The organism is Pseudomonas sp. 05L36, assembly GCF_056398125.1.
The window spans coordinates 355208-380080 of sequence record NZ_JBFTOU010000003.1; the positions used below are offsets into that span (position 1 = coordinate 355208).

General features: G+C 61.2%; 24 protein-coding genes and 1 tRNA gene. 15 read left to right on the forward strand and 10 right to left on the reverse strand.

All coding sequences use genetic code 11. The features are described 5' to 3' along the window. The first annotated feature begins 51 nt into the window (after positions 1 to 51). Both AC1DKH_RS05425 and AC1DKH_RS05430 read left to right on the forward strand, forming a co-directional pair. On the forward strand, positions 52 to 555 hold the full coding sequence (locus AC1DKH_RS05425) for a GNAT family N-acetyltransferase (RefSeq protein WP_477797661.1): 504 nt from the start codon (positions 52 to 54) through the stop codon (positions 553 to 555). A gap of 523 nt (positions 556 to 1078) precedes the next feature. Further along, positions 1079 to 1408: a hypothetical protein gene (locus AC1DKH_RS05430; protein WP_032829393.1), complete on the forward strand. Its 330-nt coding sequence runs from the start codon at positions 1079 to 1081 to the stop codon at positions 1406 to 1408. Positions 1409 to 1640: 232 nt separating this feature from the next. Here AC1DKH_RS05430 and cynR read toward each other — a convergent pair whose 3' ends face one another. Continuing rightward, a complete protein-coding gene (cynR, locus tag AC1DKH_RS05435; protein WP_477797662.1) occupies positions 1641 to 2522 on the reverse strand; it encodes a transcriptional regulator CynR in 882 nt (293 codons plus the stop codon). Positions 2523 to 2645: 123 nt separating this feature from the next. Between cynR and cynS the strand changes: the two genes are divergently transcribed. Both cynS and AC1DKH_RS05445 read left to right on the forward strand, forming a co-directional pair. Continuing rightward, entirely contained in the window at positions 2646 to 3113 is a 468-nt protein-coding gene (cynS, locus tag AC1DKH_RS05440) for a cyanase (protein ID WP_111287114.1), read from the forward strand. A gap of 61 nt (positions 3114 to 3174) precedes the next feature. Continuing rightward, positions 3175 to 3834: a carbonic anhydrase gene (locus AC1DKH_RS05445; RefSeq protein WP_477797663.1), complete on the forward strand. Its 660-nt coding sequence runs from the start codon at positions 3175 to 3177 to the stop codon at positions 3832 to 3834. Positions 3835 to 3895: 61 nt separating this feature from the next. Here AC1DKH_RS05445 and AC1DKH_RS05450 read toward each other — a convergent pair whose 3' ends face one another. Continuing rightward, complete coding sequence (locus tag AC1DKH_RS05450) at positions 3896 to 5398, reverse strand: aldehyde dehydrogenase family protein (RefSeq protein ID WP_477797664.1); 1503 nt, start codon at positions 5396 to 5398, stop codon at positions 3896 to 3898. A 355-nt stretch (positions 5399 to 5753) separates the two neighbouring features. On the opposite strand from AC1DKH_RS05450, the gene AC1DKH_RS05455 reads away from it, so the two are divergent. Continuing rightward, the gene (locus AC1DKH_RS05455; protein ID WP_477764072.1) at positions 5754 to 6260 is read left to right on the forward strand and encodes an HvfX family Cu-binding RiPP maturation protein; all 507 of its coding nucleotides are present in this window, start codon (positions 5754 to 5756) and stop codon (positions 6258 to 6260) included. A gap of 68 nt (positions 6261 to 6328) precedes the next feature. Here the strand turns inward: AC1DKH_RS05455 and AC1DKH_RS05460 are convergent, their stop codons facing one another. Both AC1DKH_RS05460 and AC1DKH_RS05465 read right to left on the reverse strand, forming a co-directional pair. Beyond that, a complete protein-coding gene (locus AC1DKH_RS05460) occupies positions 6329 to 7303 on the reverse strand; it encodes a nitrilase-related carbon-nitrogen hydrolase (RefSeq protein ID WP_477753968.1) in 975 nt (324 codons plus the stop codon). Between the two features lie 101 nt (positions 7304 to 7404). Beyond that, a complete protein-coding gene (locus tag AC1DKH_RS05465) occupies positions 7405 to 8337 on the reverse strand; it encodes a GlxA family transcriptional regulator (protein WP_477797665.1) in 933 nt (310 codons plus the stop codon). A 156-nt stretch (positions 8338 to 8493) separates the two neighbouring features. On the opposite strand from AC1DKH_RS05465, the gene AC1DKH_RS05470 reads away from it, so the two are divergent. Continuing rightward, the gene (locus AC1DKH_RS05470; protein WP_477797666.1) at positions 8494 to 9156 is read left to right on the forward strand and encodes a glutathione S-transferase family protein; all 663 of its coding nucleotides are present in this window, start codon (positions 8494 to 8496) and stop codon (positions 9154 to 9156) included. An 84-nt stretch (positions 9157 to 9240) separates the two neighbouring features. Here the strand turns inward: AC1DKH_RS05470 and AC1DKH_RS05475 are convergent. After that, a tRNA-Gln gene (locus AC1DKH_RS05475) sits at positions 9241 to 9315 on the reverse strand. 321 nt (positions 9316 to 9636) lie between these two features. Between AC1DKH_RS05475 and AC1DKH_RS05480 the strand changes: the two genes are divergently transcribed. Together AC1DKH_RS05480 and AC1DKH_RS05485 are read left to right on the forward strand one after the other, a co-directional pair. Next, on the forward strand, positions 9637 to 10065 hold the full coding sequence (locus AC1DKH_RS05480) for a hypothetical protein (protein WP_477753971.1): 429 nt from the start codon (positions 9637 to 9639) through the stop codon (positions 10063 to 10065). 219 nt (positions 10066 to 10284) lie between these two features. After that, a complete protein-coding gene (locus AC1DKH_RS05485; protein ID WP_477760690.1) occupies positions 10285 to 10761 on the forward strand; it encodes a hypothetical protein in 477 nt (158 codons plus the stop codon). Positions 10762 to 10802: 41 nt separating this feature from the next. Here the strand turns inward: AC1DKH_RS05485 and AC1DKH_RS05490 are convergent, their stop codons facing one another. From AC1DKH_RS05490 to AC1DKH_RS05500, 3 genes are all read right to left on the reverse strand, one after another. Continuing rightward, a complete protein-coding gene (locus tag AC1DKH_RS05490; protein ID WP_477797667.1) occupies positions 10803 to 12791 on the reverse strand; it encodes a peptidase U32 family protein in 1989 nt (662 codons plus the stop codon). Positions 12792 to 13028: 237 nt separating this feature from the next. Continuing rightward, positions 13029 to 13409 carry a RidA family protein gene (locus AC1DKH_RS05495; protein WP_477753974.1) on the reverse strand — a complete coding sequence of 127 codons (381 nt, stop codon included), beginning with the start codon at positions 13407 to 13409 and terminating at the stop codon, positions 13029 to 13031. Between the two features lie 77 nt (positions 13410 to 13486). Next, on the reverse strand, positions 13487 to 14281 hold the full coding sequence (locus AC1DKH_RS05500; protein WP_477797668.1) for a PAS domain-containing protein: 795 nt from the start codon (positions 14279 to 14281) through the stop codon (positions 13487 to 13489). A gap of 187 nt (positions 14282 to 14468) precedes the next feature. Between AC1DKH_RS05500 and AC1DKH_RS05505 the strand changes: the two genes are divergently transcribed. The 5 genes from AC1DKH_RS05505 (at position 14469) to AC1DKH_RS05525 (ending at position 21049) form a co-directional block, all read left to right on the forward strand. After that, the gene (locus tag AC1DKH_RS05505; protein WP_477797669.1) at positions 14469 to 16103 is read left to right on the forward strand and encodes an APC family permease; all 1635 of its coding nucleotides are present in this window, start codon (positions 14469 to 14471) and stop codon (positions 16101 to 16103) included. Between the two features lie 45 nt (positions 16104 to 16148). Beyond that, positions 16149 to 17075, forward strand: a complete 927-nt coding sequence (locus AC1DKH_RS05510) for a 4-hydroxyproline epimerase (RefSeq protein ID WP_477797670.1) — start codon at positions 16149 to 16151, stop codon at positions 17073 to 17075. A 58-nt stretch (positions 17076 to 17133) separates the two neighbouring features. Further along, complete coding sequence (locus AC1DKH_RS05515) at positions 17134 to 18081, forward strand: dihydrodipicolinate synthase family protein (protein ID WP_477753978.1); 948 nt, start codon at positions 17134 to 17136, stop codon at positions 18079 to 18081. A 106-nt stretch (positions 18082 to 18187) separates the two neighbouring features. After that, positions 18188 to 19759, forward strand: a complete 1572-nt coding sequence (locus tag AC1DKH_RS05520; protein WP_477797671.1) for an aldehyde dehydrogenase (NADP(+)) — start codon at positions 18188 to 18190, stop codon at positions 19757 to 19759. A 3-nt stretch (positions 19760 to 19762) separates the two neighbouring features. Next, on the forward strand, positions 19763 to 21049 hold the full coding sequence (locus tag AC1DKH_RS05525; protein ID WP_477797672.1) for an NAD(P)/FAD-dependent oxidoreductase: 1287 nt from the start codon (positions 19763 to 19765) through the stop codon (positions 21047 to 21049). A 3-nt stretch (positions 21050 to 21052) separates the two neighbouring features. On the opposite strand, the gene AC1DKH_RS05530 is transcribed toward AC1DKH_RS05525, so the two are convergent. Beyond that, positions 21053 to 21826, reverse strand: coding sequence for an AraC family transcriptional regulator (locus AC1DKH_RS05530; RefSeq protein ID WP_477797673.1), 774 nt, complete (start codon positions 21824 to 21826; stop codon positions 21053 to 21055). A gap of 134 nt (positions 21827 to 21960) precedes the next feature. Between AC1DKH_RS05530 and AC1DKH_RS05535 the strand changes: the two genes are divergently transcribed. Together AC1DKH_RS05535 and AC1DKH_RS05540 are read left to right on the forward strand one after the other, a co-directional pair. Then, positions 21961 to 23181: an MFS transporter gene (locus AC1DKH_RS05535; RefSeq protein WP_477797674.1), complete on the forward strand. Its 1221-nt coding sequence runs from the start codon at positions 21961 to 21963 to the stop codon at positions 23179 to 23181. 171 nt (positions 23182 to 23352) lie between these two features. Beyond that, a complete protein-coding gene (locus AC1DKH_RS05540; protein WP_477753983.1) occupies positions 23353 to 24177 on the forward strand; it encodes a helix-turn-helix transcriptional regulator in 825 nt (274 codons plus the stop codon). Positions 24178 to 24317: 140 nt separating this feature from the next. On the opposite strand, the gene AC1DKH_RS05545 is transcribed toward AC1DKH_RS05540, so the two are convergent. Then, positions 24318 to 24632 (reverse strand): DUF6124 family protein, encoded by a 315-nt coding sequence (locus AC1DKH_RS05545; protein ID WP_477797675.1) that lies wholly within the window; start codon positions 24630 to 24632, stop codon positions 24318 to 24320. Positions 24633 to 24873 lie beyond the last annotated feature (241 nt).

Genomic DNA, 24873 nt, shown 5'->3' on the forward strand with positions numbered 1-24873 from the left:
GACGCCGGCCATAATCAACTGTGTCCCTTGGCCTGTCAGGAGCCACGTCGAATGTCTTCGATAGAACTGCACGCCGCCCAACGCGATGAGCTGGAAACCATCGAGAACCTGATGCAGTTCTACACCTACGACTTCAGCGAATGGTTGCCGCTGAAACTGGGCGAATACGGTTTGTTCAACATCCTGCCCATGCCGGACTACTGGCGAAACCCGGCCACCCGCCCCTTCCTGATCAAGGTCGACGGAGAACTGGCCGGTTTCGCGACCGTGGATAACCAGACCCACCTACCCGGTGCCGAGTACAACATCGGCTATCTGTTTATCAGTCGACGCTTGCGTGGCCGGGGTGTCGCGCGATTTGTCGTTGCCACCCTCTTGAGCCGATTCCCCGGTCAATGGCAGGTTTTCCACATCGAGGCGAACCAGCCGGCACGCCTGTTCTGGGCCGCCGTGATGCCGGGGCTCAGCGTTGTCGGACTCACCGTGCATCAGCAGGTCGTTGACCGCCATCCCTGCACTTTTTACCGCTTTGAGTGTCCGCCTTTGTCGTCCTGACCGACACGTCCTCGACTCCGCCCGCTAATTCCGAACAGCTTTGTCCGACAATATGTAGTGACTAAAAATATTCACTACAAAACCGTTGACGCCTTCGATCTGCCCTTGCATGATGCAGACGTCTCCCCGATCGGGAGTACAGGCAACACGTTTGAGCAAGCTCGTCTGACCGCCGAGCTGTTTTTCCCGGATACACGCTGCCCACAAGGCAGATTGAAGAAGCTGACCTGGCCTGAACGTCCAGTACAAGGGCGAGAAGACTTGGCGAGCAATCCTCATGACGCTTGTGGCCGACCCTGAAAACGTCGGCAGTGGCCTTAAGGTTTTCGCCGCTTCTCTTCGTTGTGACGCTATTGCGTAGCAGTTATTCAACACGACTACATGCAGCAGACGCAGGACCCCGCCCGATAAGGCGGTCGAACGCTGACGTCCTGGTTTCGGTGCCAGGGATCAACTAACCGATGGGCTACCTGTATTAGCGAATCAACTTTGAAAGATCACCAATTGGTCAAGGGACTTTATGATGAATCTGAACAATCAACCAACTATCGATGAACTGGCTCGTATCTTCGCTGCAAAGAAAGACAGCCACGACAACCATATTCTCTGGATCAGCAAGTGTGGCCAGGTTCATATCGACTGCCTGTCGCCGCACGCCCATGAAGCAGAGTTCGACCAGAACAACCAGAACCTGCTGGCCCGACTGAAGATGTACCGTCGCGGCCAGGGCTATGTCGGCAAGAAGGCCGCGGCCGACAAGGACTTCATCGGTAATGTTCTGCAAACCCTGAAACAGGCCTGGGCCTCGATGCAGAATCAGAACGAAGTTCGGGTGATTGACCGGTTCTACTGATTGAAATGAGTCACTACTGACTTATTGATAAACAAGGCCTGCTCCCAATAAGGAGCAGGCTTTTTTTTCGGGCTTTCACTGGTTTGAAGATCACGCGGTCTCTTGTAGGAGCTGGCTTGTCGGGTCGCCGCATCGCAGCGATGGTCGTTAACGATAACGCGTGTAAACCGGATAAACGCGGCGCACTTGAGTCCATCGCCGGCAAGCCGGCTCCTACAGGGTTTTGTAGTGCTTATGAAAAATCAGCCCCCAACACCAGCTCCACAAACGCCAATGACGCCGCGCTGTGGTAGTTGTTATTGCGCCGCAGCAACGCCGCCCCGCGTTCCGGTGCTGCACCAAGCATGGAAAGTCTGCGCAATGCCCGATCCTGGGTTGCGATGGGTTCCGGCAGGATGGTGGCAATCGCCGTGTGCCGAACGACTTCCAGCAACGTGTTGACCGAGTTCACTTCAATCACCACCTTGGGTGTGATCTGCGCCTGGGCAAAATGCTCATCGATGCGCGTGCGCGTGATGTAGTCCGGGGTTAACAGCGCAAACTTCAGCTGTGCCACCGCCTCGGCGGACAGCACATCCTGGCTTTCGTACAAAGGATGCTCACGCCCAACCATCAACCCCAGGGTTTCGGTAAAGGCCGGGATCGATTCGATGTCGGTGCTTCTCACCTGATCAAACGCAATCGCGATATCCAGCGAATCATCCGCCAGCCCGACCTCGATTTCGTCCATCGACAACTCGAAAATCTCCAGGTGGATGTTCGGGTAACGCGCCAGGTAGTCGCGCACCAGCGGCCCTACCAGATAGGCCATGAACGTCGGCGTCATGGCCAGGCGCAGGTTCCCGCGGGACAAATCCTTCACGTCGTGCAACGCACGCTTGCCCGCCTCCAGCTCCACCAGTACCCGCCGCGCGCATTCAATGTAAGCCTCGCCGGCATCGGTGGGCTTGACCGTGCGCGAGGTGCGGTCGAACAGGCTCACACCGAGGGATTCTTCCAACTGCCGGATCTGCTGCGACAAGGTCGGCTGGGACACGTGCAGCATTTCGGCGGCGCGGGTGAAACCACCATGGTCGGCCACCGCCAGCAGGTAACGCAAATGTCGAAGCAACATGGGATTCTCAATCTATAGGCGGTACTTATGGATTGCATTGTATATCGGTCTTGGACGCTATGGATGGATCGGCAGAAGATGGCCCCACACCCAAGCGACACCCCTTCCGATAGGAGAATCACCATGCAACAGTCCCATGCCTACAACGACCCAAGCCTGGCCCTGACCACTTCTGTCCTGGACGCCAAGGCGCGCAAAAACCTGTCGTGGCAGGACCTGGCCGACGGCACAGGTTTGAGCCTGGCCTATGTCACCGCCGCCCTGCTCGGTCAACACCCGCTGCCTGAAAGCGCTGCCAAAGTGGTCGGCGACAAGCTGGAACTGAACGCCGACGCCGTGGCCCGGCTGCAGATCATCCCGCTGCGCGGTAGTCTCTCGGGCGTGCCGACCGACCCGACCATCTACCGCTTCTACGAAATGATCCAGATCTACGGCACCACCCTCAAAGCCCTGGTTCATGAGCAGTTCGGCGACGGCATCATCAGCGCGATCAACTTCAAGCTCGACATGAAGAAAGTCGAAGATCCGGAAGGCGGCTCCCGCGCCGTCATCACCCTCGACGGCAAGTTCCTGCCCCTGCGTCCCTTCTAAGTTGCTAGCGGCCCGCACGCCTCGTGCGGGCCACACCCTGCTCCCCCTTGAGGACAAGAACATGAAAGCGCTCATCGACGGTTTTTTGAAGTTCCAGAAAGAAGCCTTTCCACAACGCACCGATCTGTTCAAGCACCTGGCCACGACCCAGCATCCGGGCACGCTGTTCATCACCTGTTCCGACAGCCGTGTCGTGCCGGAGCTGCTGACCCAACAAGAACCCGGTGAACTGTTCGTGATCCGTAACGCCGGCAACATCGTGCCGTCCTACAGCCCGCATCCGGGAGGTGTCTCGGCCACGGTCGAATACGCCGTCGCCGTGCTCGGCGTGACTGACATCGTGATTTGCGGCCATTCGGACTGCGGCGCCATGACGGCCGTGGCCAAGTGCACATGCATGGATCACCTGCCCGCCGTCAGCGGCTGGCTGCAACATGCCGAGTCGGCGAAAGTGATCAACGAAGCCCGGCCACACACCAGTGAGGCGGCCAAGGTCAGTTCGATGGTTCGGGAGAATGTCATCGCCCAACTGGCCAACATCCAGACACACCCGAGTGTGCGACTGGCCCAGGAAAAGGGCCTGCTGAACCTGCATGGCTGGGTGTACGACATCGAGACCGGTTCGATCGATGCGCTGGATGCCGACAGCCGAAGCTTTGTGTCGCTGGTCGAGCATCCGCGCACTTGTGCGGTATCGGCCAAGGCGATCAAAGCCGCTTGATCAGAACTGTCGTTTGGGTAAAAAAGTGACCGCCCTTGCAGCGGTCACTGGTTCCGCCATCTCAGCGTTTGACGCCCAGATCGATCTGGGTCATGCGGCTGCGAATGGTGAACACGCCATCACCCGAGAGAATCGCACTGCGCGCAAACAGGCGCCCGCTCTCCCAGTTCGAAAGCCCCAGTTCCGGCTTGCTCAGCGCATACTGGCCGTCGACCCAACGGGTGATGCCATTGCCGACAAAAGGCGCGTTGACCGCGTTGTAGAAACGCTCCTGGGCCTCGGCACTTTCACTGATCAAGGACACGGTGAATTGCGGACTGTAGCGATTGAACAAGGCAATGGCGCTGTCCAGGTCGTCGACGATTTTCAGGCTGGCTTCCGGGGTTTCTTCCCACTCCCATTCACGGCCCAATTGATCTTCCGCCAACGGCTCGGCCTGCGCTTCGGTCTGATAGCCTTCGGCGCGGTACACCTCGACCGTTGCAGCCAGCCAGTCTTGCGGCAAATGCGACTCGCTGCCTTCGACGATGTGCAGCTTGCAGCCCTGCCCACGTGCAGTGCCGGCCCGCTTGAGTGCGTCGAGGAACAGCGGCACCAGTTCAGCGGCACGGTCGCGGTGAATCAGGCAGACGTTCAGGGTGTTGCAGACCTTGCGGTCCAGGGAGTTGCGCACCACGGCGGCAAAACGCGGGGCGTCGGCATCGGCGTTGGCGATCAGCCACGCACCACCGGTGCCATGCAGGCTGACCGCCGTGCCGGCCTGCTGCGCGATGCTGCCCAACTGGCTGACGGCGCGCCCCGAACCACGGGCCACCGCCAACGACAGGCGTCGGTCCGCGAACATCGCCCAACCGGCGGCGTGGTTGACACTTTCCACCAGCGACACTGCACCGGCCGGCAAGCCGGCGTCGCTCAGCGCAGGGTTCAGTGCATGGGTGACGATCGCCTGGGCCGTGCCCAACGCATCACTGCCAATGCGCAGCACGGCGGTGTTGCCGGTGCGCAATACACCGGCCGCATCGGCAAACACATTCGGCCGACCTTCGAAGACGAACGCGACGATGCCCAGCGGCGAGACCACTTGTTCGACTTTCCAGCCATCATGCTCGACGCAACTGATCACCTTGCCACGGCTGGCCGCTGCATCACGCCAGGCGCGCAGGCCGGCGATCATGTCGCGACGCATGCGCTCATCGGCCAGCAACCGGGTGGTCGAGCGACCGCGCGCCTTGGCCCGTTCGATGTCGGCCAGGTTGGCGGCCTCGATAAAGGCCCAGCACTCCGGGTTTTCAAGGCGCTGGGCAAACAGATCGAAGAAGGCGCTGATCGCTTGATCGGACACCGCCGACAGCGCGGTAAACGCCGCTTCGGCGCGCTCGATCGCGACGCTGGCCGCTTGCTGGTCCGCCACGGGGATCAGCAGCAACTCGCCGCTGACCTGCTCCACCAGCAGGTGGTCACCGGGCTGGAAGCGTTGCGCCAGTTCGGGGCTGACAACAGTGACACGATTACCGGCGAAAGGGATGGGCGTGCCAGCGACTAGACGTTCGAGCGCAAGAGACATGAAGCGGTATCACCATGCTGTGGGCGGTTGGAAAATGTATAGCAATTTCCCTGTAGGAGCGAGCTTGCTCGCGATGGACTCCGGAACACCGCGTTTATCCAGCAGGCACGCGTTTTCGTTAACGACCATCGCGAGCCAGCTCGCTCCTACAGGAGTAAGTGGTGGCCGCTTACGTATCTCAATGTGTACAGCCCCGCCCCCGACACACCCCGCACTCAAAACCCCGCCACAACGACACACCACAGATACACCCCATTGATGAAATACGCCTGTCGATTGGCCAGGCCGATCAAAGCGCTCAACTCACCGGGCACGCCGTTGCCCCGCCTCCCCGACCTGAAAGAGATCAACATCCATGAGCACCTCCATTTCTTCGGCCGTCAAAGGCCTGTACCTGAACCTCGACCGTGCCGGCGACTGGGTTGCGCCTTTGGCGCTGCGGGTGTTCCTCGCCTGGGAGTTCCTGGAGTCCGGCCTGGAAAAATTCAACGGCCAGAACTGGTTCACCGATATCCAGGAGCGCTTCCCGTTTCCGTTCGACCACCTTCCAGCGACGCTGAACTGGGAACTGTCGATGTGGGCCGAACTGGTCTTTTCCATGACCTTGCTGCTGGGCCTGGGCACACGTTTTTCGGCGTTGAGCCTGATGGTGGTGACCCTCGTCGCAACCGCCGCCATCCATTGGCCCGCCGACTGGCATACCCTGAGTGAACTTGCCCAAGGCTATGCCATCAGCAACAAGGGTTACGGCAACTTCAAACTGCCATTGATCTACCTGGTGGCCTTCACGCCGCTGTTGCTGATGGGTGGCGGCAAGCTCAGCATCGATGCACTGCTGGCTCGTTGCTTCTGGCGTCGCTGAAACGAAACCTGCAACGCGGACAAACAAAAGGGGACTTCCATGAAGTCCCCTGTTTTTTTTGCCCGGAACTAACCCATCACTTCTTCCAGCCCGGTCTGCTCGGCCAGCTTCGGATGCGCGCTGCGTTCATGCACATGGGATTGCGGGGTGCGGTCGATCAGCAGGCTCAGCAATTCCGGGCGGCTGTAGTGGCCACGGGAATCCATCATGCGTTTGCGCTTGTCGATCTGGCTCATGTCGAGATCAACAATCACCTCGCCCTCACCTTCCTGCAACGAACCCAGCACCACACCGTCCGGGCCGACGATCGCCGTGTAGCAGCCACCCGAGATCGGACCGATGGCGCAACCGGTGTCGGCCATGATCTGCGCCTGTTGCTCGGGGTACAACCACGCCGTGGAATTGACCACAAAGCACGCGGCCTCCAGGGCATGCTGGCGAATGCTGACTTCCATTTGCGAGGCGAACAGCGGACCTGCAAACGACCCCGGGTACATGGCCGCATGGATCTGTTCGCCATCGGCCATCAAGGCATAACGGGCCAGCGGGTTGAAATGCTCCCAGCAGGCCAGTTGCCCGATGCGCCCTGCCGCGCTGTCGACGGCCCGCAGGCCGGAGCCGTCGCCCATGCCCCAGATCATGCGTTCGTGGTAGGTCGGGGAAATCTTGCGGCGACGCTGGATCAGCGAGCCGTCGGCATCGAACAGCAACTGCGTGTTGTACAGCGTGCCGCCATCGCGCTCGTTGACGCCGATGGACACGACCATGCCCGCTTGCCTGGCCGCAGCGCCGATGGCATCGGTGGCGTCCGAAGGCACGGTGACAGCCTGGTCCAGCAGCTTGAGGTGTTCGGCGGCCATTTCGAACGGCGACTGCACGTAGGAAAAGTACGGGTAGTAGGGCACAACGGTTTCCGGGAACACGGCAAATTGCACGCCCTGCTCGCCGAGGTCGAGAATCTTCTGCACCACTTTGTCGACGGTGCCTTCACGGCTGTAAAGAACGGGACTGATTTGTACGGCAGCGGCTTTGACGAGGGTCATGGCGGTGATCTCATTGAGGGAAAAGTTTCAACGAGATAAATATTACAATAATAATATAGCGGCATGAATGTCGTATACACCACCTTTCAGGACATCATGATTCAGCCCCGACTGGCACGCTGAATCACCTGTGGCGGCTGCCCGAACGCCCGAATAAAAGCGCGACGCATACGTTCCCGGTCACCAAAGCCCGTGTCCGTCGCCACCACATCGATGGAGTACCGCCCGCTTTCCATCATCAACCGGGCCGACTCGACCCGCAGGTTTTCGATGGCCTTGGCCGGAGACTGGCCGGTTTCGGCATGAAACACCCGGCTGAATTGCCGAGGGCTGAGATTGGCCGCGCTGGCCAGTTCCTCGACTGACAGCGCGGACTTGAGATTCTGTTTGGCGTAGTTCAGCGCGGCCTGTATGCGATCGGTCTTGGGGGCCAGTTCCAGCATCACCGAAAACTGCGACTGCCCACCGGAACGCCGGTGGTACACCACCAATTGCCGCGCCACCTTGCGTGCAACGTCGGCCCCCAGATCCATCTCCACCAGTGCCAACGCCAGGTCCACGCATGCGCTCATCCCCGCCGCGGTCCACAGGTGGCCATCGTTGATGAAGATCCGGTCTTCCTCGACCTTCACGTTCGGGTACGCCTTGCGAAAGGACGGCACATGCGCCCAATGGGTGGTCGCCCGCCGACCGTCGAGCAAACCGGCCTCCGCCAACGCATTCGCCCCCGTGCAAATCGAGCCCAGACGCCGGGTGCCGTGACTGGCGCGGCGCAAAAACTCCAGCATGCCCGGCGTGGTCGGGCGGATCAGGTTGTCGCCCATGACCAGTAGCGTATCGAACGCGCGCTGGTCGAACGCCTCGGTCTGCACAGCAAAACCGGCGGACGTCTGCACCATGCCACCCGGTTCGGACAGTAATGCAATGCTGTACAACGGCTCATCTGCGGCGCTGTTGGCCAACTCGAAGGCGGCACACATGGCCAGGCCCAGAACCTGGAAACCAGGGTAAACAATGAGTCCGATCTGGTGCATGGTTATATGACCTTAAACGCGTCATACCTGATATTCAGGCCAGGATCTGCACTCTAACCCGAATAGCCCGCACCGGACATCGGGATGGAGCACCTCGCGCATTGGCCGATGGCGACGGATAATCAAGTGGTTTCCATCTCACCGAGGATTTGAAGGATGTCACTGACTCTTTATTTCCACCCGCTCTCGTCGTTCTGCCACAAAGCGCTGATCGCGCTCTATGAACTGAACATCGAGTTTGAAAAAAGAGTTATCGATCTGGGCAACGATGCCGACCGGGCCGAACTTCAAGGGCTGTGGCCGATCGGCAAGTTCCCGGTGCTTCGCGATCACGCCAGGCAAAAGGTTGTGCCGGAGTCGAGCGTGATCATTGAGTACCTGGACCGGATTCATCCCGGCCAGGCGCAGCTGATTCCCGAAGATCGGGAAACCGCCCTGGAAGTACGTCTGTGGGATCGTTTTTTCGACCTGCACGTTCAGGTGCCGATGCAGAAGATCGTCGCTGACCGAATGAACGCCGCCAACGGTGACCTGACCCGGGAACGCGCCGCGCTGACAACGGCGTACGGCATGCTTGAACGTCAACTGGCGGCAAGAACCTGGGTGGCCAGCCCGGCGTTCAGCATGGCCGATTGCGCCGCCGCCCCGGCGCTGTTCTACGCCAGCACCCTCGTGCCGTTTCCCGACGATTACCAGCACTTGAGTGCTTATTTCGACAGGTTGGTCCAAAGGCCCTCGGTCAAGCGCGTGATCGGCGAGGCAAGACCCTGGTTTTCCTGGTATCCGTTTGCCGAGGCCATCCCGGAGCGCTTTCGGTAGAGGTGGACAACGGGCACAAAAACGGAAAAACCGACGAATAATAACCGTCGGTCGAGTGTTATCTGATTACGCAGGAATAAAAAATGGCAGGGGCGGCTGGATTCGAACCAACGCATGGCAGGATCAAAACCTGCTGCCTTACCGCTTGGCGACGCCCCTGTATCTGTTGCGATGAGTGCCTGGCACTCGCTTTCTTGAGTGGCAACAAGAGCTGTTGCCTGCTTGCGCGAGAGGCTCCCTGAGGGCCTGTGCAAGAGTGGGCGCAAATTTACCAACCTTTGTCTCGTTTGGGAAGCCCCAACAAAACAATTTGTTTTTTAAAACAGACGCTTAGTGTTGAACCGCATCTTGGCGAGTGGTCGACACACGTTCAGCCCGACCAGGTCTGCTACGCTTTTCCTTACTCGAATGGAATCGGGAATCGTGTGCGCAACACCCTTCCCCTTGTCATCTGAGGGCGCCAATGTGAAAGGCAAATTAATGGCTACCGCTGCAACCCTACTGGTGGTCGGGGCCGCGATCTATGGGTTGCACACCTGGGAACACATCCAGAGCCAGCGACAGGAAACGGTCTGCAAGGCCGCCCGGGAACATCTCAATCGGCTGGAAACCCAGACGAGAGCCTTGGCCTCCGGGTTGACGGTCGAAGCCTATGCCGAAGCCGAAAAAGCCGAGGCCGGCCAGTTGGTTCTAGCGCTCGATACCGCCAAAAATGCAGCCGAGGTCGATGCCGTCATCGACAAGCATGCTGCGGCCATCGAAGCGCAGATAACGGCCGAGGACGCAGAGGTCCAGTCCAGGGGCGAGCAACCCTTCCTCGGTCAGGAACTGAAAAAGCAGCGCATCCCCACCGACGTCAAACAGGAATACAAACGAGCTGAAAAAGCCGTCGCCGAAACCTGCGAATAGTTTCAACCGCCAGCCCCAGGTTTGTCGCCAGCGTCTAGACTTCAGCAAAAGCAGGTTGCAACCAGACCCCGCGTTTATCACAAAGAACCTACAAAAAACGAGGGGGTCTCGACTTTGAAAATATCAACCCTCTGCGTCATCGCGAGCCTGCTGGTGTCGGTCGCGGTGTCTGCCAACGGCGTCATTCCCATTCTCGAAATGGACTTCACACGGTCTGCGATGGAAACCCTGAAAAAAATCGGAATTGACGATGCCTGCATCATCGGCGCCTCGAGCCCCGCTTCGTTCACCTACTGCCGGGAAGGATCGATGACGCTCTGGAAGTATCAGGCACTGGACCTGGAACAAATGGCGGCGATACACAGTGATGTGCAGCGGCCCTTGACGGTTTACCAACCCATTTCTGTCCTGGAGTTCGAGAGCGCGGCCTGTGAAGACGAGATGCGCGTATCCGCCGCTGGAAAACCGGCAACGATACGTTGGCTGACCCTTGGCCTGATGGCTATTTTTCTGCTGGTCGGCTTGGGTTACACCTATCGGGCCATTCTGCAGCGCCGCCATGACGCCACCGCGTACTCGCAACCCCATGAGCAAGGGTCGAGCGAATTTCAGGCAACCGCACAAACAAAAGCCCTGGCAGCGTTTGGTCTGGCTGTTGCCGTGGCATTCGTTTACTTCAACTACACAGGGTATTGAACAACAGGTGAGCGCGCCGTTGCGGCGCACTCACCGGTCACTCAGTGCGGCGCGCGCGGGATGGTCTTGAGCAGGTCTTCGGGGCTGATGTGCCCTACCACGCTGCCCGGTTGCGGCAGGTTGAGGATGTGGCCCTTCATCTTGCCGATGATGTGCATTTCACAAGGCTTGCAGTCGAACTTCAGCGTCAGTACTTCATCGCCGTGGATCAGTTGCATCGGCGCGACCTTGGTGCGCACGCCGGTGACGCCCTTGGCCTGTTTCGGGCACAGGTTGAAGGAGAAACGCAGGCAGTGCTTGGTGATCATCACCGGCACCTCGCCGGTTTCCTCGTGGGCCTCGTAGGCCGCGTCGATCAGCTTGACGCCATGGCGGTGATAGAAGTCGCGGGCCTTCTGGTTGTAGACGTTGGCCAGGAACGACAGGTGCGACTCCGGGTACACCGGCGGCGGGCTGGTTTCAGCTTTACGGCTGCCACGCGGGTGGGCGGCGATCCGCGCTTCGGTCAAGGCTTCGATCACTTCACGGCGCAAGGCCTTGAGCTGCGAGTTCGGGATGAAGTACGCCTGCGGCGCGTCCAGCTTGATGTCGATGGCGTGGTACTGCGTGGTGCCCAGTTGACCGAGCAGATCCTGCAATTGCTCCAGCGCCTGTTCCGGCTTGTTGGCGGCGCCGAACGGGCCGTTCAGGGTGACGCTGGCGCTGATGCCTTCTTCGCTGGTAGCGCTCAGTTCCAGCTGTTCTTCACGCAGGCGAGCGACCCAGCTCAGGGCGATACGACGCTCGGCAGAGGTCTTTTGCAGCGCCTGTTGCCAGTTGTGATCGAGATTGCGATTCAGCGGATGGTTGGGGCGCAGCTTGTACATCCCCTCCGGCATCTCGTTGGGCTCGACGCGATAGCGATAGCGCTTCTCGCCGTCTTCCTCGAACTCGCCTTTGGGCTCGGCGATGTTGGCACGGAAACCCACCACTTCACGCTTGACCAGCACGTTGAGGCCGTCGCCGTTTGACAGCGGCTCGTGCGTCACGACCTGCATGTCACGCTTGGCGACTTTCTCCACCACACCCACCGGCAGACCGGTGAAGGTCGGCGAGTCAAAGGCGCCGATATCGATCTTGCGGTCAGTGACGAAGTAATCGGTGCTGCCACGGTGGAAGGTTTTTTCCGGGTCGGGCAGGAAGAAGTGCGCGGTGCGGCCGCTGGAAGCGCGGGCCAGGTCAGGACGATCTTCGAGAACATCGTCGAGGCGCTGGCGGTAGTAGGCCGTGATGTTCTTCACATAGCCCATGTCCTTGTAGCGGCCCTCGATCTTGAACGAACGCACGCCGGCCTCGACCAGGGCGCGGATGTTAGCGCTCTGGTTGTTGTCCTTCATCGACAGCAGGTGCTTTTCGTAAGCGATCACGCCGCCCTTTTCGTCCTTGAGGGTGTACGGCAGACGGCAGGCTTGCGAGCAGTCGCCACGGTTGGCGCTGCGCCCGGTCTGGGCGTGGGAAATATTGCACTGGCCGGAAAACGCCACGCACAACGCGCCATGGATAAAGAACTCGATGGCCGCATCGGTTTCGTCGGCAATGGCGCGGATCTCCTGGAGATTCAACTCACGGGCCAGCACCAGTTGCGAGAAACCGGCCTGATCGAGGAACTTCGCCCGCTCCAGGGTACGGATGTCAGTCTGGGTACTGGCGTGCAGTTCGATCGGCGGAATATCCAGCTCCATCACCCCCAGGTCCTGGACGATCAGCGCATCGACGCCGGCGTCGTACAACTGGTGGATCAGCTTGCGGGCCGGCTCCAGTTCGTTGTCGTGCAGGATGGTATTGATGGTGGTGAACACCCGGGCATGGTAACGACGGGCGAATTCCACCAACTGGGCGATATCGCTCACTTCGTTGCAGGCATTGTGGCGGGCGCCGAAGCTCGGGCCACCGATGTAGATGGCATCGGCGCCATGCAGGATGGCCTCGCGGGCGATGCTCACATCGCGGGCAGGGCTGAGCAATTCCAGGTGATGTTTGGGCAAAGACATAGTTTTTTTAGTCAGGCTTGTCACGGTCGAGGCGTGCATTGTAGCGGCGAAACGCCTGACCGGCACTCGTATGCTGCCGGGTGGTGTATTGCGTAGGCCCGGCCTGCCTGAATCCTTGTAGGAGCGAGCTTGCTCGCGATGAACATAAGGACGACGCGTGCATACAGAATGCCCGCGTCATCGTTAACGTCCATCGCGAGCAAGCTCGCTCCTACAGTATTGAGTGTGTTGCTTCGATCAGGCCTTGGCGGCCATCGCGGTCACTTCCACGCGCATGCCTTGCACTGCCAACGAGGCAACCCCGACAGCAGCGCGTACCGGCCATGGCTTGGCGAAGTAGCGCTTGTAGACTTCGTTGAACGCGGCGCGGTCGGCCATGTCGGTGAGGTAGATGGTCAGGTGCATCACGCGGTCCATGGAGCTGCCGGCACGCTCCAGCGCAACCTTCAGCGCTTGCAGGGTGCATTCGCTTTGCAAGGTGATGTCGCCCAATTCGAGGCTGCCGTCGGCGCGGGTGGGGATCTGGGTGGAGACCAGCACACCGCCGAAACCGACGACGTCGGAGGAAATCGAATCGGCATCAGGATCGGGGGTAAAGGTCAGGTCGTGGTTTGCCATTGCAGGTTCTCTTGCTTGAAAGGATAAGGCAGGCGCCTTTTGCGCGGCCAGTTTACAGGGCGATCCCTGGCGCGTCGCTAATCCAGACCGGACGGCTGCTCGTGTCCCGTGGCCTGGCGGTACTGGCGCGGGGTGAAGCCGGTCAAGGCCTTGAACTGCCGGGTGAACGCGCTGTGGTCGGTATAGCCGCACTGCAGGGCAACCTCGGTGATCGGCATATCGGTGTGGAGCAACCGATGCGCATGCTCCAGGCGAACCTTCTGGATCATCTGCCGGGGCGTCAGGTGGAACACGCGCTTGCAGTAACGTTCCAGCTGCGCCACTGAAATGCCGGCGATCCGCGTCAACTCGCCGAGGGTGACGCGACGGTTGAAATGCGCGCGAATGTGCTCGTCCACCGCCGCCAGGCGCTGGTACGCCGGGTGCGTGTCGCTGGCCGATTGCAGGTCGACCGAGATGCCCGCCAAGCCGATGATTTCATTGTGGCGGTTATACAAGGGTCGTTTATGGGTCAGGCACCAGCCCGGCTCCCGGCTGCCGTACAGATGCAACTCCAGCTGGTCTTCCAGCACCAGACCTTGCTCCAGCACCCGCCGGTCCTGTTCGGTGTAACCAGGCCCCAATTGTTCGGGAAACACCTCGGCGCTGGTTTTCCCCAGCAGAGGTTTTAGCTGCTTCAAGCCACAGCGTTGCACCAGCGTGCGATTGGCCATGACATAGCGCGCCTGCACATCCTTGATGAAGATCGCCGCATTGGGAATGACATCGAGCATGGGCAGCAGCAGCGCCACGCCGGCCAGCAGTTGTTCGATGGTTTCGGGGCGGTTCGAGTCGTCGCCCTGGCACAACAGCGCAAACGCATCCTGAGTCATCAACCGGTCCCTCGCAAAAATCAGACATTGCCCATTGTGCTGATTTCGTCATCGACACCCAAGGAAAACATCAATCGCGAGTAAGCCGCCGAGTTCACTCTATGGCCACCGCCCTCCTCGGCAAAACCGAAAAGGGCGATTTGAAGTGCACACCTGCCTATCCAATAACTCACAAGAAGGCGATGCCATGTCAGGCCAAGGCAAGTTCAAAAAACAACTTTCGTTGATAGACCTTACGTTTATCGGACTGGGGGCGATCTTCGGCTCCGGCTGGCTGTTCGCAGCCAGTCACGTGTCCGCCATCGCGGGGCCGGCGGGGATCTTTTCCTGGCTGCTGGGCGGTTTTGCGGTGCTGCTGTTGGGCATCGTCTACTGTGAACTCGGCGCGGCGCTGCCCCGTGCCGGCGGTGTGATTCGCTACCCGGTTTACTCCCACGGCCCGCTGCTGGGTTACCTGATGGGCTTCATCACGCTGATCGCGTTTTCCAGCCTGGTGGCCATCGAGGTGGTCGCCGCGCGCCAGTATGCCGCTGCGTGGTTTCCCGCATTGACCCAGGCCGGTTCCAGCAATCCAACGGCGCTAGGCTGGCTGGTGCAGTTCGGCCTGCTGTGCCTGTTCTTCATGCTCAACTACTACAGCGTGAAAACCTTCGCCAAGGCCAACAACCTGATCAGCCTGTTCAAGTTCATCGTGCCGTTGCTGGTGATCGGCGTGCTGTTCACTTTCTTCAAACCGGAGAACTTCCAGTCCCAGGGCTTCATGCCGTTCGGGCTGTCAGGTGTCGAGATGGCGGTGTCCGCCGGCGGCATTATCTTCGCCTACCTGGGGCTGACGCCGATCATCTCGGTGGCCAGCGAAGTGAAGAATCCGCAACGTACCATTCCGATTGCATTGATCCTCTCCGTACTGCTCTCCACCGCCATCTATGTGTTGTTGCAAGTGGCGTTCCTCGGCGGCGTGCCCACCGAAATGCTCGCCAACGGTTGGGCCGGCGTCGCCAAGGAACTGGCCCTGCCCTACCGCGACATCGCCCTGGCATTGGGTGTGGGCTGGCTGGCTTATCTGGTGGTGGCCGACGCGGTGATCTCCCCCAGCGGTTGCGGCAACATCTACATGAACGCGACACCGCGGGTGATCTACGGCTGGGCGCAAACCGGCACCTTCTTCAAGGTCTTCACCCGTATCGATGAAAAGTCCGGCATCCCGCGTCCGGCGCTGTGGCTGACCTTTGCCCTGTCGGTGTTCTGGACCCTGCCCTTCCCCTCCTGGGAAGCCCTGATCAACGTGGTCTCCGCCGCGCTGGTGTTGAGCTACGCCGTGGCCCCGGTGTCGGTGGCCGCCCTGCGCCGCAATGCGCCGGACATGCCGCGTCCGTTCAAGGTCAAGCGCATGGGTGTCCTCGGCCCGGTGTCGTTCATCATCGCCGCGCTGATCGTCTACTGGTCCGGCTGGAGCACCGTGTCCTGGCTGCTCGGCCTGCAGATCCTGATGTTCGTGGTGTACCTGCTGTGCGGACGTTTCGTGCCGACCCAACACCTGAGCCTGGCCCAGCAAGTGCGCTCTTCGGCATGGCTGATCGGCTTCTACGCCGTGACCATCGTGCTGTCCTGGCTCGGCAGTTTCGGCGGCATGGGCGTACTCACCCATCCCTTCGACACCCTGGTCGTGGCGGCTTGTGCGATGGGCATCTACTACTGGGGCGCGGCCACCGGCGTACCGGCGCATCTGGTTCGCCTGGAAGACGAGGACGGTGAAGCCGAAGCCGATCCCGTTTACAGCGGCCAGCGTCCGATTGGCGCGTCCATCCAGACTTCCCGCTGAGATTCAGGCCAGCAAAACCTCTGAGTTTTTCCAATGGAAAGGTTTATGAAAAAAGTACATGTCATTGATTCCCACACCGGCGGCGAACCGACTCGCCTGGTGATGTCGGGCCTGCCCCAACTGCCTGGCCGGACCATGGCTGAGAAGCGCGATGCCCTGCGCGAGCAGCATGACCAATGGCGTCGCGCCTGCCTGCTGGAGCCCCGTGGCAACGATGTGCTGGTGGGTGCGCTGTATTGCGAACCGGTGTCGCCGGATGCCACCTGCGGCGTGATCTTCTTCAACAACGCCGGCTACCTCGGCATGTGCGGCCACGGCACTATCGGCCTGGTCAACTCGCTGCATTACCTGGGGCATATCCAGCCCGGCGAGCACAAGATCGATACGCCGGTCGGCCCGGTCAGCGCCACGTTGCATGAGGACGGCAACGTCACCCTGCGCAACGTGCCCGCCTACCGCTACCGCCAACAGGTGCCGGTCGAAGTGCCGGGGCATGGCCGCGTGTACGGCGACATCGCCTGGGGCGGCAACTGGTTTTTCCTGGTGTCCGATCACGGTCAGGCGTTGCAGATGGACAACGTCGAGTTCCTCACCGAGTACACCTGGGCAATGCTCAAGGCCCTGGAAGCTCAAGGCATCCACGGCGAAGACGGCGCGCTGATCGACCACATCGAACTGTTCGCCGACGACGACCACGCCGACAGCCGCAACTTTGTCATGTGCCCCGGCAAGGCCTACGACCGCTCGCCCTGCGGGACCGGCACCAGCGCGAAACTGGCATGCCTGGCAGCCGACGGAAAACTGGCCGCCGGTGAACGCTGGGTCCAGGCCAGCATCACCGCCAGCCAATTCGTCGGCAGCTACGAATGGGAGGGCGAACGCATCATCCCTTTCATCACTGGCCGCGCCTGCATGACCGCCGACAGCACCTTGCTGATCGACGAACAGGACCCCTTTGCCTGGGGCATTTGAGCCGCCACGCCTTTTCCCTAACCCGATCTGAATGAACGCTTCAAGGAGTGACAACAAAATGAGCGATAACATCTTCACTGGCTGCATCCCTGCACTGATGACCCCATGCACCGCCGAGCGCAAGCCGGACTTCGACGCACTGGTGGCCAAGGGTCGCGAGCTGATCGACATCGGCATGAGCGCCGTGGTGTATTGCGGTTCCATGGGCGACTGGCCGCTGCTGACCGAAGCCGAGCGTCAGGAAGGCGTGGCGCGCCTGGTGGCCGCCGGCGTTCCGACCATCGTCGGCACCGGTGCCGTCAACAGCCGTGAAGCGGTGTCCCATGCGGCACACGCGGCCAAAGTCGGCGCCCATGGCTTGATGGTCATCCCTCGTGTGCTGTCTCGCGGCGCTTCGGCCACCGCGCAAAAAGCCCACTTCGCCGCGATCCTCCAGGCCGCTCCTGGCCTGCCGGCGGTGATCTACAACAGCCCTTACTACGGCTTCGCCACCCGCGCCGACCTGTTCTTCGAACTGCGCCGCGAGTACCCGAACCTCATCGGTTTCAAGGAATTCGGCGGTGCCGCCGACCTGCGCTACGCGGCTGAACACATCACCTCCAAGGACGATGACGTGACCTTGATGGTCGGTGTCGACACCCAGGTGGTGCATGGCTTCGTCAACTGCAATGCCACCGGTGCCATCACCGGCATCGGCAACGCACTGCCGCGCGAAGTGTTGCGCCTGGTGGCCTTGAGCAAACAAGCGGCCAAGGGCGATGCCAAGGCGCGTCGTCAGGCGCGGGAGCTGGAATCCGCACTCGCCGTGCTGTCGTCCTTCGATGAGGGTTGCGACCTGGTGCTCTACTACAAGCACCTGATGGTGCTCAATGGCGACAAGGAATACGCCCTGCACTTCAACGAGACCGATGTGCTCAGCGATGCCCAGCGTCGTTATGCCGAGAACCAGTACGCACTGTTCCGTCAGTGGTACGAGCAGTGGTCGGCCGAGCAGAACTTCGCCTGACATCCAGCCTGTACAGCGGCGTGCCAATGCGCGCCGCTTTTATTTTCGCCCACGGCGGTACGGCGTTTTTTCGCAAACGCCTCCCCTCTTTTTTTCAGGAACGACCATGACTCTGACAGGCAACATGTTGATCGGCCAGCAGGCCATCCCCGGCAGTCGCGAAGCGATCCGCGGCATTGATCCCGCCACTGATCTGCCCCTTGAACCGGCCTATCACGGTGGCAGCGGCGAGCACGTCGAACAGGCCTGCGCCCTGGCCTGGAGTGCCCTGGACAGCTATCGCGCGACGTCCCTGGACGCCCGCGCCGAATTCCTCGAAACCATCGCCAGCGAAATCGAAGCCCTGGGCGATGAATTGATCGACCGCGCCGTGGCCGAGACCGGCCTGCCGCGCCCGCGTATCCAGGGTGAACGAGGCCGCACTTGCCATCAGTTGCGTACCTTTGCCCGCACCGTACGCGCAGGCGAGTGGCTGGATGTGCGGGTCGACTCCGCGCAACCGGAGCGTCAACCCCTGCCCCGCCCGGACCTGCGTCAGCGTCAGGTGCCGCTCGGCCCGGTGGCGGTGTTCGGCGCCAGCAACTTTCCCCTGGCCTTCTCCGTCGCCGGCGGTGACACCGCTTCGGCGCTGGCCGCCGGTTGCCCGGTGATCGTCAAGGCCCATGGCGCGCACCCCGGCACCAGCGAACTGGTAGGCCGAGCGCTGGCCCGTGCGGTCAAACTGTGCGGGCTGCACGAAGGCGTGTTCTCGCTGTTGTACGGCTCCGGCCGCGATGTGGGCATCGCCCTGGTCACCGACCCGCGCATCAAGGCGGTAGGGTTCACCGGCTCGCGCAGCGGTGGCATGGCCTTGTACAACGCGGCCCAGGCACGGCTCGAGCCGATCCCGGTGTATGCGGAGATGAGTTCGATCAACCCGGTACTGCTATTCCCCGCGGCACTGCAATCGCGTGCCGAAGCGCTGGCGCAAGGCTTCGTTTCATCCCTCACCCAAGGCGCCGGCCAGTTCTGCACCAACCCCGGCCTGGTGATTGCCCGCCAAGGCGCGGACCTTGAGCGCTTCATCAATGCGGCGGCAGATCAGGTACGACGCAGTCCGGCGCAGACCATGCTCACACCCGGTATTTTCAACGCCTACGAGGCCGGAGTCGACGCACTGCTCAAACATGCACACGCGGTGGCCATCGGCTTGCGGGGCGAAACCCCGAACCAGTGCCAGGCTCACCTGTTCGTCACCCAGGCCAGTGAGTTTCTCGCCGACCCGGCGCTGCAGGCAGAAATGTTCGGCGCCGCGTCGCTGATCGTGCAATGCGCCAGCGACGAGCAAATCCGCGAGGTCATCGAACACCTGGAAGGCCAGTTGACCGCCACCCTGCACCTGGACGATGCCGACGTGGAGAGCGCCAGGGCCTTGCTGCCAACCCTGGAGCGCAAGGCCGGGCGCCTGTTGGTCAATGGCTGGCCGACCGGGGTCGAGGTGTGCGACGCCATGGTCCATGGCGGCCCGTTCCCGGCGACGTCCGATGCACGCACCACTTCGGTCGGCACCGCCGCCATCCTGCGTTTCCTGCGCCCGGTCTGCTATCAGGACTTCCCCGACGCCCTGTTGCCGGCCGCGCTCAAGCACGGCAATCCGTTGCAGTTGCGTCGCCTGCTCGACGGCCAGAGAGAAGCCTAGGCCATGTCCAACGACTCCCTTTTCAACAGCCCGCACACAGCGGCGGACGTTGCCGTGATCGGCGCCGGAATCATCGGCGTCGCCTGCGCCCTGCGTCTGGCCCGCCAGGGCCGGCGGGTGGTGGTCATCGATCAACAGGAGCCCGGCCGTGGCGCCTCGTTCGGCAATGCCGGGCACCTGGCCACCGAGCAGGTCTTCCCCATCGCCGACCTGTCGATCCTCAAACGCCTGCCCGCCATGCTCATGGACCCGATGGGCCCGCTGCGCCTGGACTGGAAATACATGCCCCGGGCCCTGCCCTGGTTCGCACGCCTGTTGTTGAACCTGCGCCCGGCGCCGTTCCAGCGCACTGTTGCCGGTATCCGCGCGCTCAATGAAAGCAGCCTGGGCGCCTGGCACCGGTTGCTGGAGACCATCGAGCGTCCCGGGTTGCTCAAGGAAGACGGCTCGCTGCTGGTGTTCGAACGCCCCGACTCGCAACAGGCCATCGAAGCGCTGCAGGCGCGCATGCGCCAGCAGCAAGTGCCGGTGGATTTCTGGCAGGCCCAGGCGGTCCGCGATGCCGCGCCGCAACTCAGCGAGCAGATCCGCGGCGGCTTGTTCTTCCCGCGCACCGGGCACTTTCTCGATCCCTTCCGGGTGGTCGGCGAACTGGTCCACGCCGCCAAAAGCAGCGGCGTACAGTTCCTCAAGCAACGGGTCGAGGGCGGGCAGTTGCATGAAAACGGCGTGTCGTTGATCACCGATCAAGGCCGTTTCAACAGTCGCCAGGTATTGATTGCCTGTGGCGCCCATTCAGCGAAGCTCACCGCCGCGCTGACCGGCAAGAAGGTGCCGCTGGACACCGAGCGCGGCTATCACCTGATGCTGCCCCACGAACACGGGCGCTTGCCGTTCGCCGTCACTTCGCTGGAGCGCAAGTTCATCATGACGCCGATGACCGAGGGCCTGCGGTTGGCCGGCACCGTTGAATTCGCCGGTCTGCAATGCCCGCCGACCATGGAGCGCGCCTGGCAGTTGCACCGCCTGAGCAAAGGCCTGTTCAAACACGACCTGAGTGCCGAAGCTGCCACGCCGTGGATGGGTTTCCGCCCCTCCCTGCCCGACTCCCTGCCGATCATCGACCGGGTGTGCCACGGCAAGGTCCTGCTCGCCTTCGGTCATCAGCATCTGGGGCTGACCCAGGCGGCGGTCACGGCGGAAATGATTGCGCAAATGGCCTCGCCTTTGATCGAAGCCCAGCCTCACGGCCTGCCGGCGACTGCGCCGTACCGGCTCGATCGTTTCTGAGGATCACTTGAAAAAATCACTCGGCGTCTTGCCGAACTGCTTCTTGAACATGGTCGTGAACGCGCTCGGGCTGTCGTATCCCAGCTCCCCGGCGATGTCGATGATCTTCTCGCCGACGGCGATTCGTTCCAGCGCCAGCAGCAGTCGCGCTTGCTGGCGCCATTGGCCGAAGGTCATACCGGTTTCCTTGCGCAACCTGCGCTGGATGGTTTTTGCGTCGAGGCTCAATCGCGCACTCCAGTCCGACAACGTCGAGCCATCCCCGGGATTACGCTGCAACGCGGTGCAGATCAGGTTGATCCGTGGATCGGTGGGCTGTGGCAGGTTCAACGGCAAGGTCGGCAGGATCGTCAGTTCATCCAGAATCAGCCGCAGCACCCGGGCTTCCCGCGAGTCCGGATTGCAGTTGAAATCGAAATCGACCGAGACCTTGATCAGCTCACTCAACAATGCGGACACACTCACTGCCCGGGTTTCGGTGGGCAGATCCAGGCTCGCGTCGGGGTGCACGAACACGCTGCGCATCTTGATCGGCCCCACACAGCGAATCGAGTGCACCTCTCCACTCGGCATCCAGATGCCACGGCTCGGCGGCACCGTCCATTGGCTCGTTGCCGTGTGCACCACCATCACGCCTTCGATGGCATAGATCAGTTGGTGCTTCTCATGGGAATGCGGCGCGATATTCCAGTTTTCCGGGTAGTCGGTCGCACTGCTGCGAACGCTCCAGCCGCCCTGGTCGATTTCCGCAAGAAATGTCTGCAATGGCTTGATCATGTCGCCCTTTTTGCGATGGTCAGCGCCCGAGTTGCGCGAGACGGGCGTCTTCAGGGCCCATAGGATAACGTCGAACCCTGAAAATGGCTGCGTCTTGCGCTCGCAGTTCGCGTTTTTTATCCGGAAACTCGCCTATGTCGACCACTACCCTCAGCTCACCCTCACCCACCGTCTCCGTTGCAAGCCAGGCCAGCCCCCTGGTCATGCGCGTCATCGGCGCCTGTGCTGTGGCACACCTGATCAACGACTTGATCCAGGCCGTGCTGCCGTCGATCTACCCGATGCTCAAGGCCAGCTATGGCCTGAGCTTCACCCAGGTCGGCCTGATCACCCTGACCTTCCAGCTAACCGCCTCACTGCTGCAACCGTGGATCGGTTTCTACACCGACCGCCATCCCAAACCGTGGCTGCTGCCGGCCGGTATGGTCTGCACCCTGATCGGTATTCTCATGCTGTCGATGGTCGGCAGCTTCCCGGCAATTCTCGTGGCCTCGGCGCTGGTGGGGGTTGGCTCGTCGACCTTTCACCCCGAGACCTCACGGGTGGCGCGACTGGCCTCGGGCGGTCGCTACGGCCTGGCGCAGTCGACCTTTCAGGTCGGTGGCAACGCTGGTAGCGCCTTCGGCCCCTTGCTGGCCGCCGCGATCATCATTCCCTACGGCCAGGGCAACGTCGCCTGGTTCGGCCTGTTCGCGGTGTTCGCCATTCTCGTGCAGTACGGGTTGAGCCGCTGGTACCGCAACCACCTGAACCTGTTCAAGCTCAAGCAAGGCAGCAAGGCCACCCACGGCCTCTCCAAGCGGCGAGTGACCTTCGCCCTGGTGGTGCTGGCGTTGCTGGTGTTCTCCAAATACTTCTACATGGCCAGCTTCACCAGTTACTTCACCTTCTACCTGATCGAGAAATTCGACCTGTCGGTGGCCAGTTCGCAGTTGTACCTGTTCCTGTTTCTTGGTGCCGTCGCGGCGGGCACCTTCTTTGGTGGCCCGATCGGCGACCGGATCGGCCGCAAGCAGGTGATCTGGTTTTCCATTCTCGGCGCCGCCCCCTTCACCCTCGCCCTGCCCTACGTCGACCTGTTCTGGACGGGCGTGTTGAGCATGATCATCGGCTTCATCCTCGCCTCGGCATTCTCGGCGATCGTGGTCTTCGCCCAGGAACTGGTGCCCGGCAACGTCGGCATGATCGCCGGGGTGTTCTTCGGCCTGATGTTCGGATTCGGCGGCATTGGCGCCGCGCTGCTGGGGCATCTGGCGGATATCCATGGCATCGAGTACGTGTACATGCTGTGTTCGTACCTGCCGTTGCTGGGGATTTTGACGATCCTGTTGCCTTCGACCCGGAGTGCTCGCTGAAGGATTCAGCCGATCATTTTTGATACCCGCCCTGTAGCACTCGGTAACACCTGGCCCTGTTGCGGTGCGTCTTTGCCACGACGCACCGCCACCCGCCCCGCGCCACACGGGCAAAACCGCCATGGCGTACTTTGTGCATCCAAAGGCCATCCTCTTCTGCCTGTAGCCGCCATGCGCCCCAAGGAACTGAAACTCTGGACCACCGGAGTCGCCCACCTGCTCGACCTGCCTGCCGGGCATGCGCGGCTGTCGGGGTTGAGCCATTGGCTTCGGCAAATCTGCCCGGTCGATCATTTCGTGTTGTTTGTCTACGAAGGCAATCACCGGCCACTGGCGTTGTTCGATACGTTCTCGGCGGACAAGCGGGCGGTGTATGTCGATGACTATCAGTGCGGCCCCTATCTGCTCGATCCGTTCTACCTGGCCTGCACCCGCGGGCAGGCGCCGGGGCTGTGGCGTTTGCGCCAGTTCGCCCCCGACCACTTCTACCTCGGCGAGTACTTCCTGACCTATTACCAGCAGACGGGTCTGGCCGAGGAAGTGGCGTTTTTCGTCGACCTCGGCGGTGGTGCCACGGCGGTGTTGTCGTTGATGCGATCGAGCGCCAGCTGTGCGTTCAGCCGGGATGAAATGCAACTGGTCGAGTGCGCGCAAGCGGTGGTCGAACAAGTCATCAATGAGGCCTGGCGCTTGCGTCAGGCCCAGCAACCGCGACCGGCACAGGACCTGGACTTCAAGATCCGCGCAGCCTTCGACCAGTTCGGCGCGCACATCCTCACCGGGCGCGAGCAGGAAATCGTTCAACTGTTGTTGCGCGGCCACTCCAGCGCCTCGGTCGCCGAACAACTGAACATCAGCCCCGGGACGGTGAAGATTCACCGCAAGAACATCTACGCCAAGCTGGGCATTGGCAGCCAGTCGGAGTTGCTGGGGTTGTTTATTCGGGAATTGACGGAGGATCCGTTGCAGGCTCCCGGCCTCAAGCTGCAAGCCTGATGTTCATTGGTATACGCATATCCCTGTGGGAGCGAGCTTGCTCGCGGTGRCGGCCATACATTCAACATCCATGTGTCTGACACAYCGCCATCGCGAGCAAGCTCGCTCCCACAGGTCTAYYGGTGATCCGGAGATTGTGGTCAGGGCGGATCAAGCYGATCCAGCGCCCGGTTCACTGCCAGTTCACCGAGCATGATCACCTGCGCAATGCCCAACAGCGCATTGCGGCTCGTCCCCTCCAGATGATCCACCAGATCGTTGGCCATTACATTGGCCGAGGCCAGCGACTCGCAGGCATGCACCAGTAAGGTCTCGACATTGAGTTCGGGATTGACGATGAACATGGTGCTGGGCTTGCGCGGCGTCGCCATGATGTTGGGGCCGAGGTTGAGATCGAGGCTTTCGTACGGAGATGCCGGATCAGTGTCCGGGGGATTGGGTGTGACTTTGAACATAGTGAAACTCCTTGTACCGTAAAAAGGAGCCATCACTCTCACGCTACCAAACGTTGGGTGGTGGCCATACGCAGGTTGGTAGACCGGGTACAAGATCGGCATAGGGGACGGCCTTGCCGTTCCCCTGCCACACCACCCGGCATGCGGGTCCGCACCGGGCGGTTCGAGAGATTGAGGTCAGGAGAGACGCGGCAATCCCAGGCGATCAAACCAAGCCAGATTCAGCACCCGATTCAACCAA

Bases quoted from the DNA above. Each gene is read 5' to 3' on its own strand.
- AC1DKH_RS05500 (WP_477797668.1), bottom strand. From the start codon at position 14,281: ATGACTCAGGATGCGTTTGCGCTGTTGTGCCAGGGCGACGACTCGAAC.
- AC1DKH_RS05430 (WP_032829393.1), top strand. From the start codon at position 1,079: ATGAATCTGAACAATCAACCAACTATCGATGAACTGGCTCGTATCTTC.
- AC1DKH_RS05485 (WP_477760690.1), top strand. From the start codon at position 10,285: ATGGAAACCCTGAAAAAAATCGGAATTGACGATGCCTGCATCATCGGC.
- AC1DKH_RS05535 (WP_477797674.1), top strand. From the start codon at position 21,961: ATGTCGACCACTACCCTCAGCTCACCCTCACCCACCGTCTCCGTTGCA.
- AC1DKH_RS05495 (WP_477753974.1), bottom strand. From the start codon at position 13,409: ATGGCAAACCACGACCTGACCTTTACCCCCGATCCTGATGCCGATTCG.
- AC1DKH_RS05520 (WP_477797671.1), top strand. From the start codon at position 18,188: ATGACTCTGACAGGCAACATGTTGATCGGCCAGCAGGCCATCCCCGGC.
- AC1DKH_RS05465 (WP_477797665.1), bottom strand. From the start codon at position 8,337: ATGCACCAGATCGGACTCATTGTTTACCCTGGTTTCCAGGTTCTGGGC.
- AC1DKH_RS05525 (WP_477797672.1), top strand. From the start codon at position 19,763: ATGTCCAACGACTCCCTTTTCAACAGCCCGCACACAGCGGCGGACGTT.
- AC1DKH_RS05445 (WP_477797663.1), top strand. From the start codon at position 3,175: ATGAAAGCGCTCATCGACGGTTTTTTGAAGTTCCAGAAAGAAGCCTTT.
- AC1DKH_RS05480 (WP_477753971.1), top strand. From the start codon at position 9,637: ATGGCTACCGCTGCAACCCTACTGGTGGTCGGGGCCGCGATCTATGGG.
- AC1DKH_RS05505 (WP_477797669.1), top strand. From the start codon at position 14,469: ATGTCAGGCCAAGGCAAGTTCAAAAAACAACTTTCGTTGATAGACCTT.
- AC1DKH_RS05455 (WP_477764072.1), top strand. From the start codon at position 5,754: ATGAGCACCTCCATTTCTTCGGCCGTCAAAGGCCTGTACCTGAACCTC.
- AC1DKH_RS05510 (WP_477797670.1), top strand. From the start codon at position 16,149: ATGAAAAAAGTACATGTCATTGATTCCCACACCGGCGGCGAACCGACT.
- AC1DKH_RS05450 (WP_477797664.1), bottom strand. From the start codon at position 5,398: ATGTCTCTTGCGCTCGAACGTCTAGTCGCTGGCACGCCCATCCCTTTC.
- cynR (WP_477797662.1), bottom strand. From the start codon at position 2,522: ATGTTGCTTCGACATTTGCGTTACCTGCTGGCGGTGGCCGACCATGGT.
- AC1DKH_RS05515 (WP_477753978.1), top strand. From the start codon at position 17,134: ATGAGCGATAACATCTTCACTGGCTGCATCCCTGCACTGATGACCCCA.
- AC1DKH_RS05470 (WP_477797666.1), top strand. From the start codon at position 8,494: ATGTCACTGACTCTTTATTTCCACCCGCTCTCGTCGTTCTGCCACAAA.
- AC1DKH_RS05425 (WP_477797661.1), top strand. From the start codon at position 52: ATGTCTTCGATAGAACTGCACGCCGCCCAACGCGATGAGCTGGAAACC.
- AC1DKH_RS05460 (WP_477753968.1), bottom strand. From the start codon at position 7,303: ATGACCCTCGTCAAAGCCGCTGCCGTACAAATCAGTCCCGTTCTTTAC.
- AC1DKH_RS05540 (WP_477753983.1), top strand. From the start codon at position 23,353: ATGCGCCCCAAGGAACTGAAACTCTGGACCACCGGAGTCGCCCACCTG.
- AC1DKH_RS05490 (WP_477797667.1), bottom strand. From the start codon at position 12,791: ATGTCTTTGCCCAAACATCACCTGGAATTGCTCAGCCCTGCCCGCGAT.
- AC1DKH_RS05530 (WP_477797673.1), bottom strand. From the start codon at position 21,826: ATGATCAAGCCATTGCAGACATTTCTTGCGGAAATCGACCAGGGCGGC.
- cynS (WP_111287114.1), top strand. From the start codon at position 2,646: ATGCAACAGTCCCATGCCTACAACGACCCAAGCCTGGCCCTGACCACT.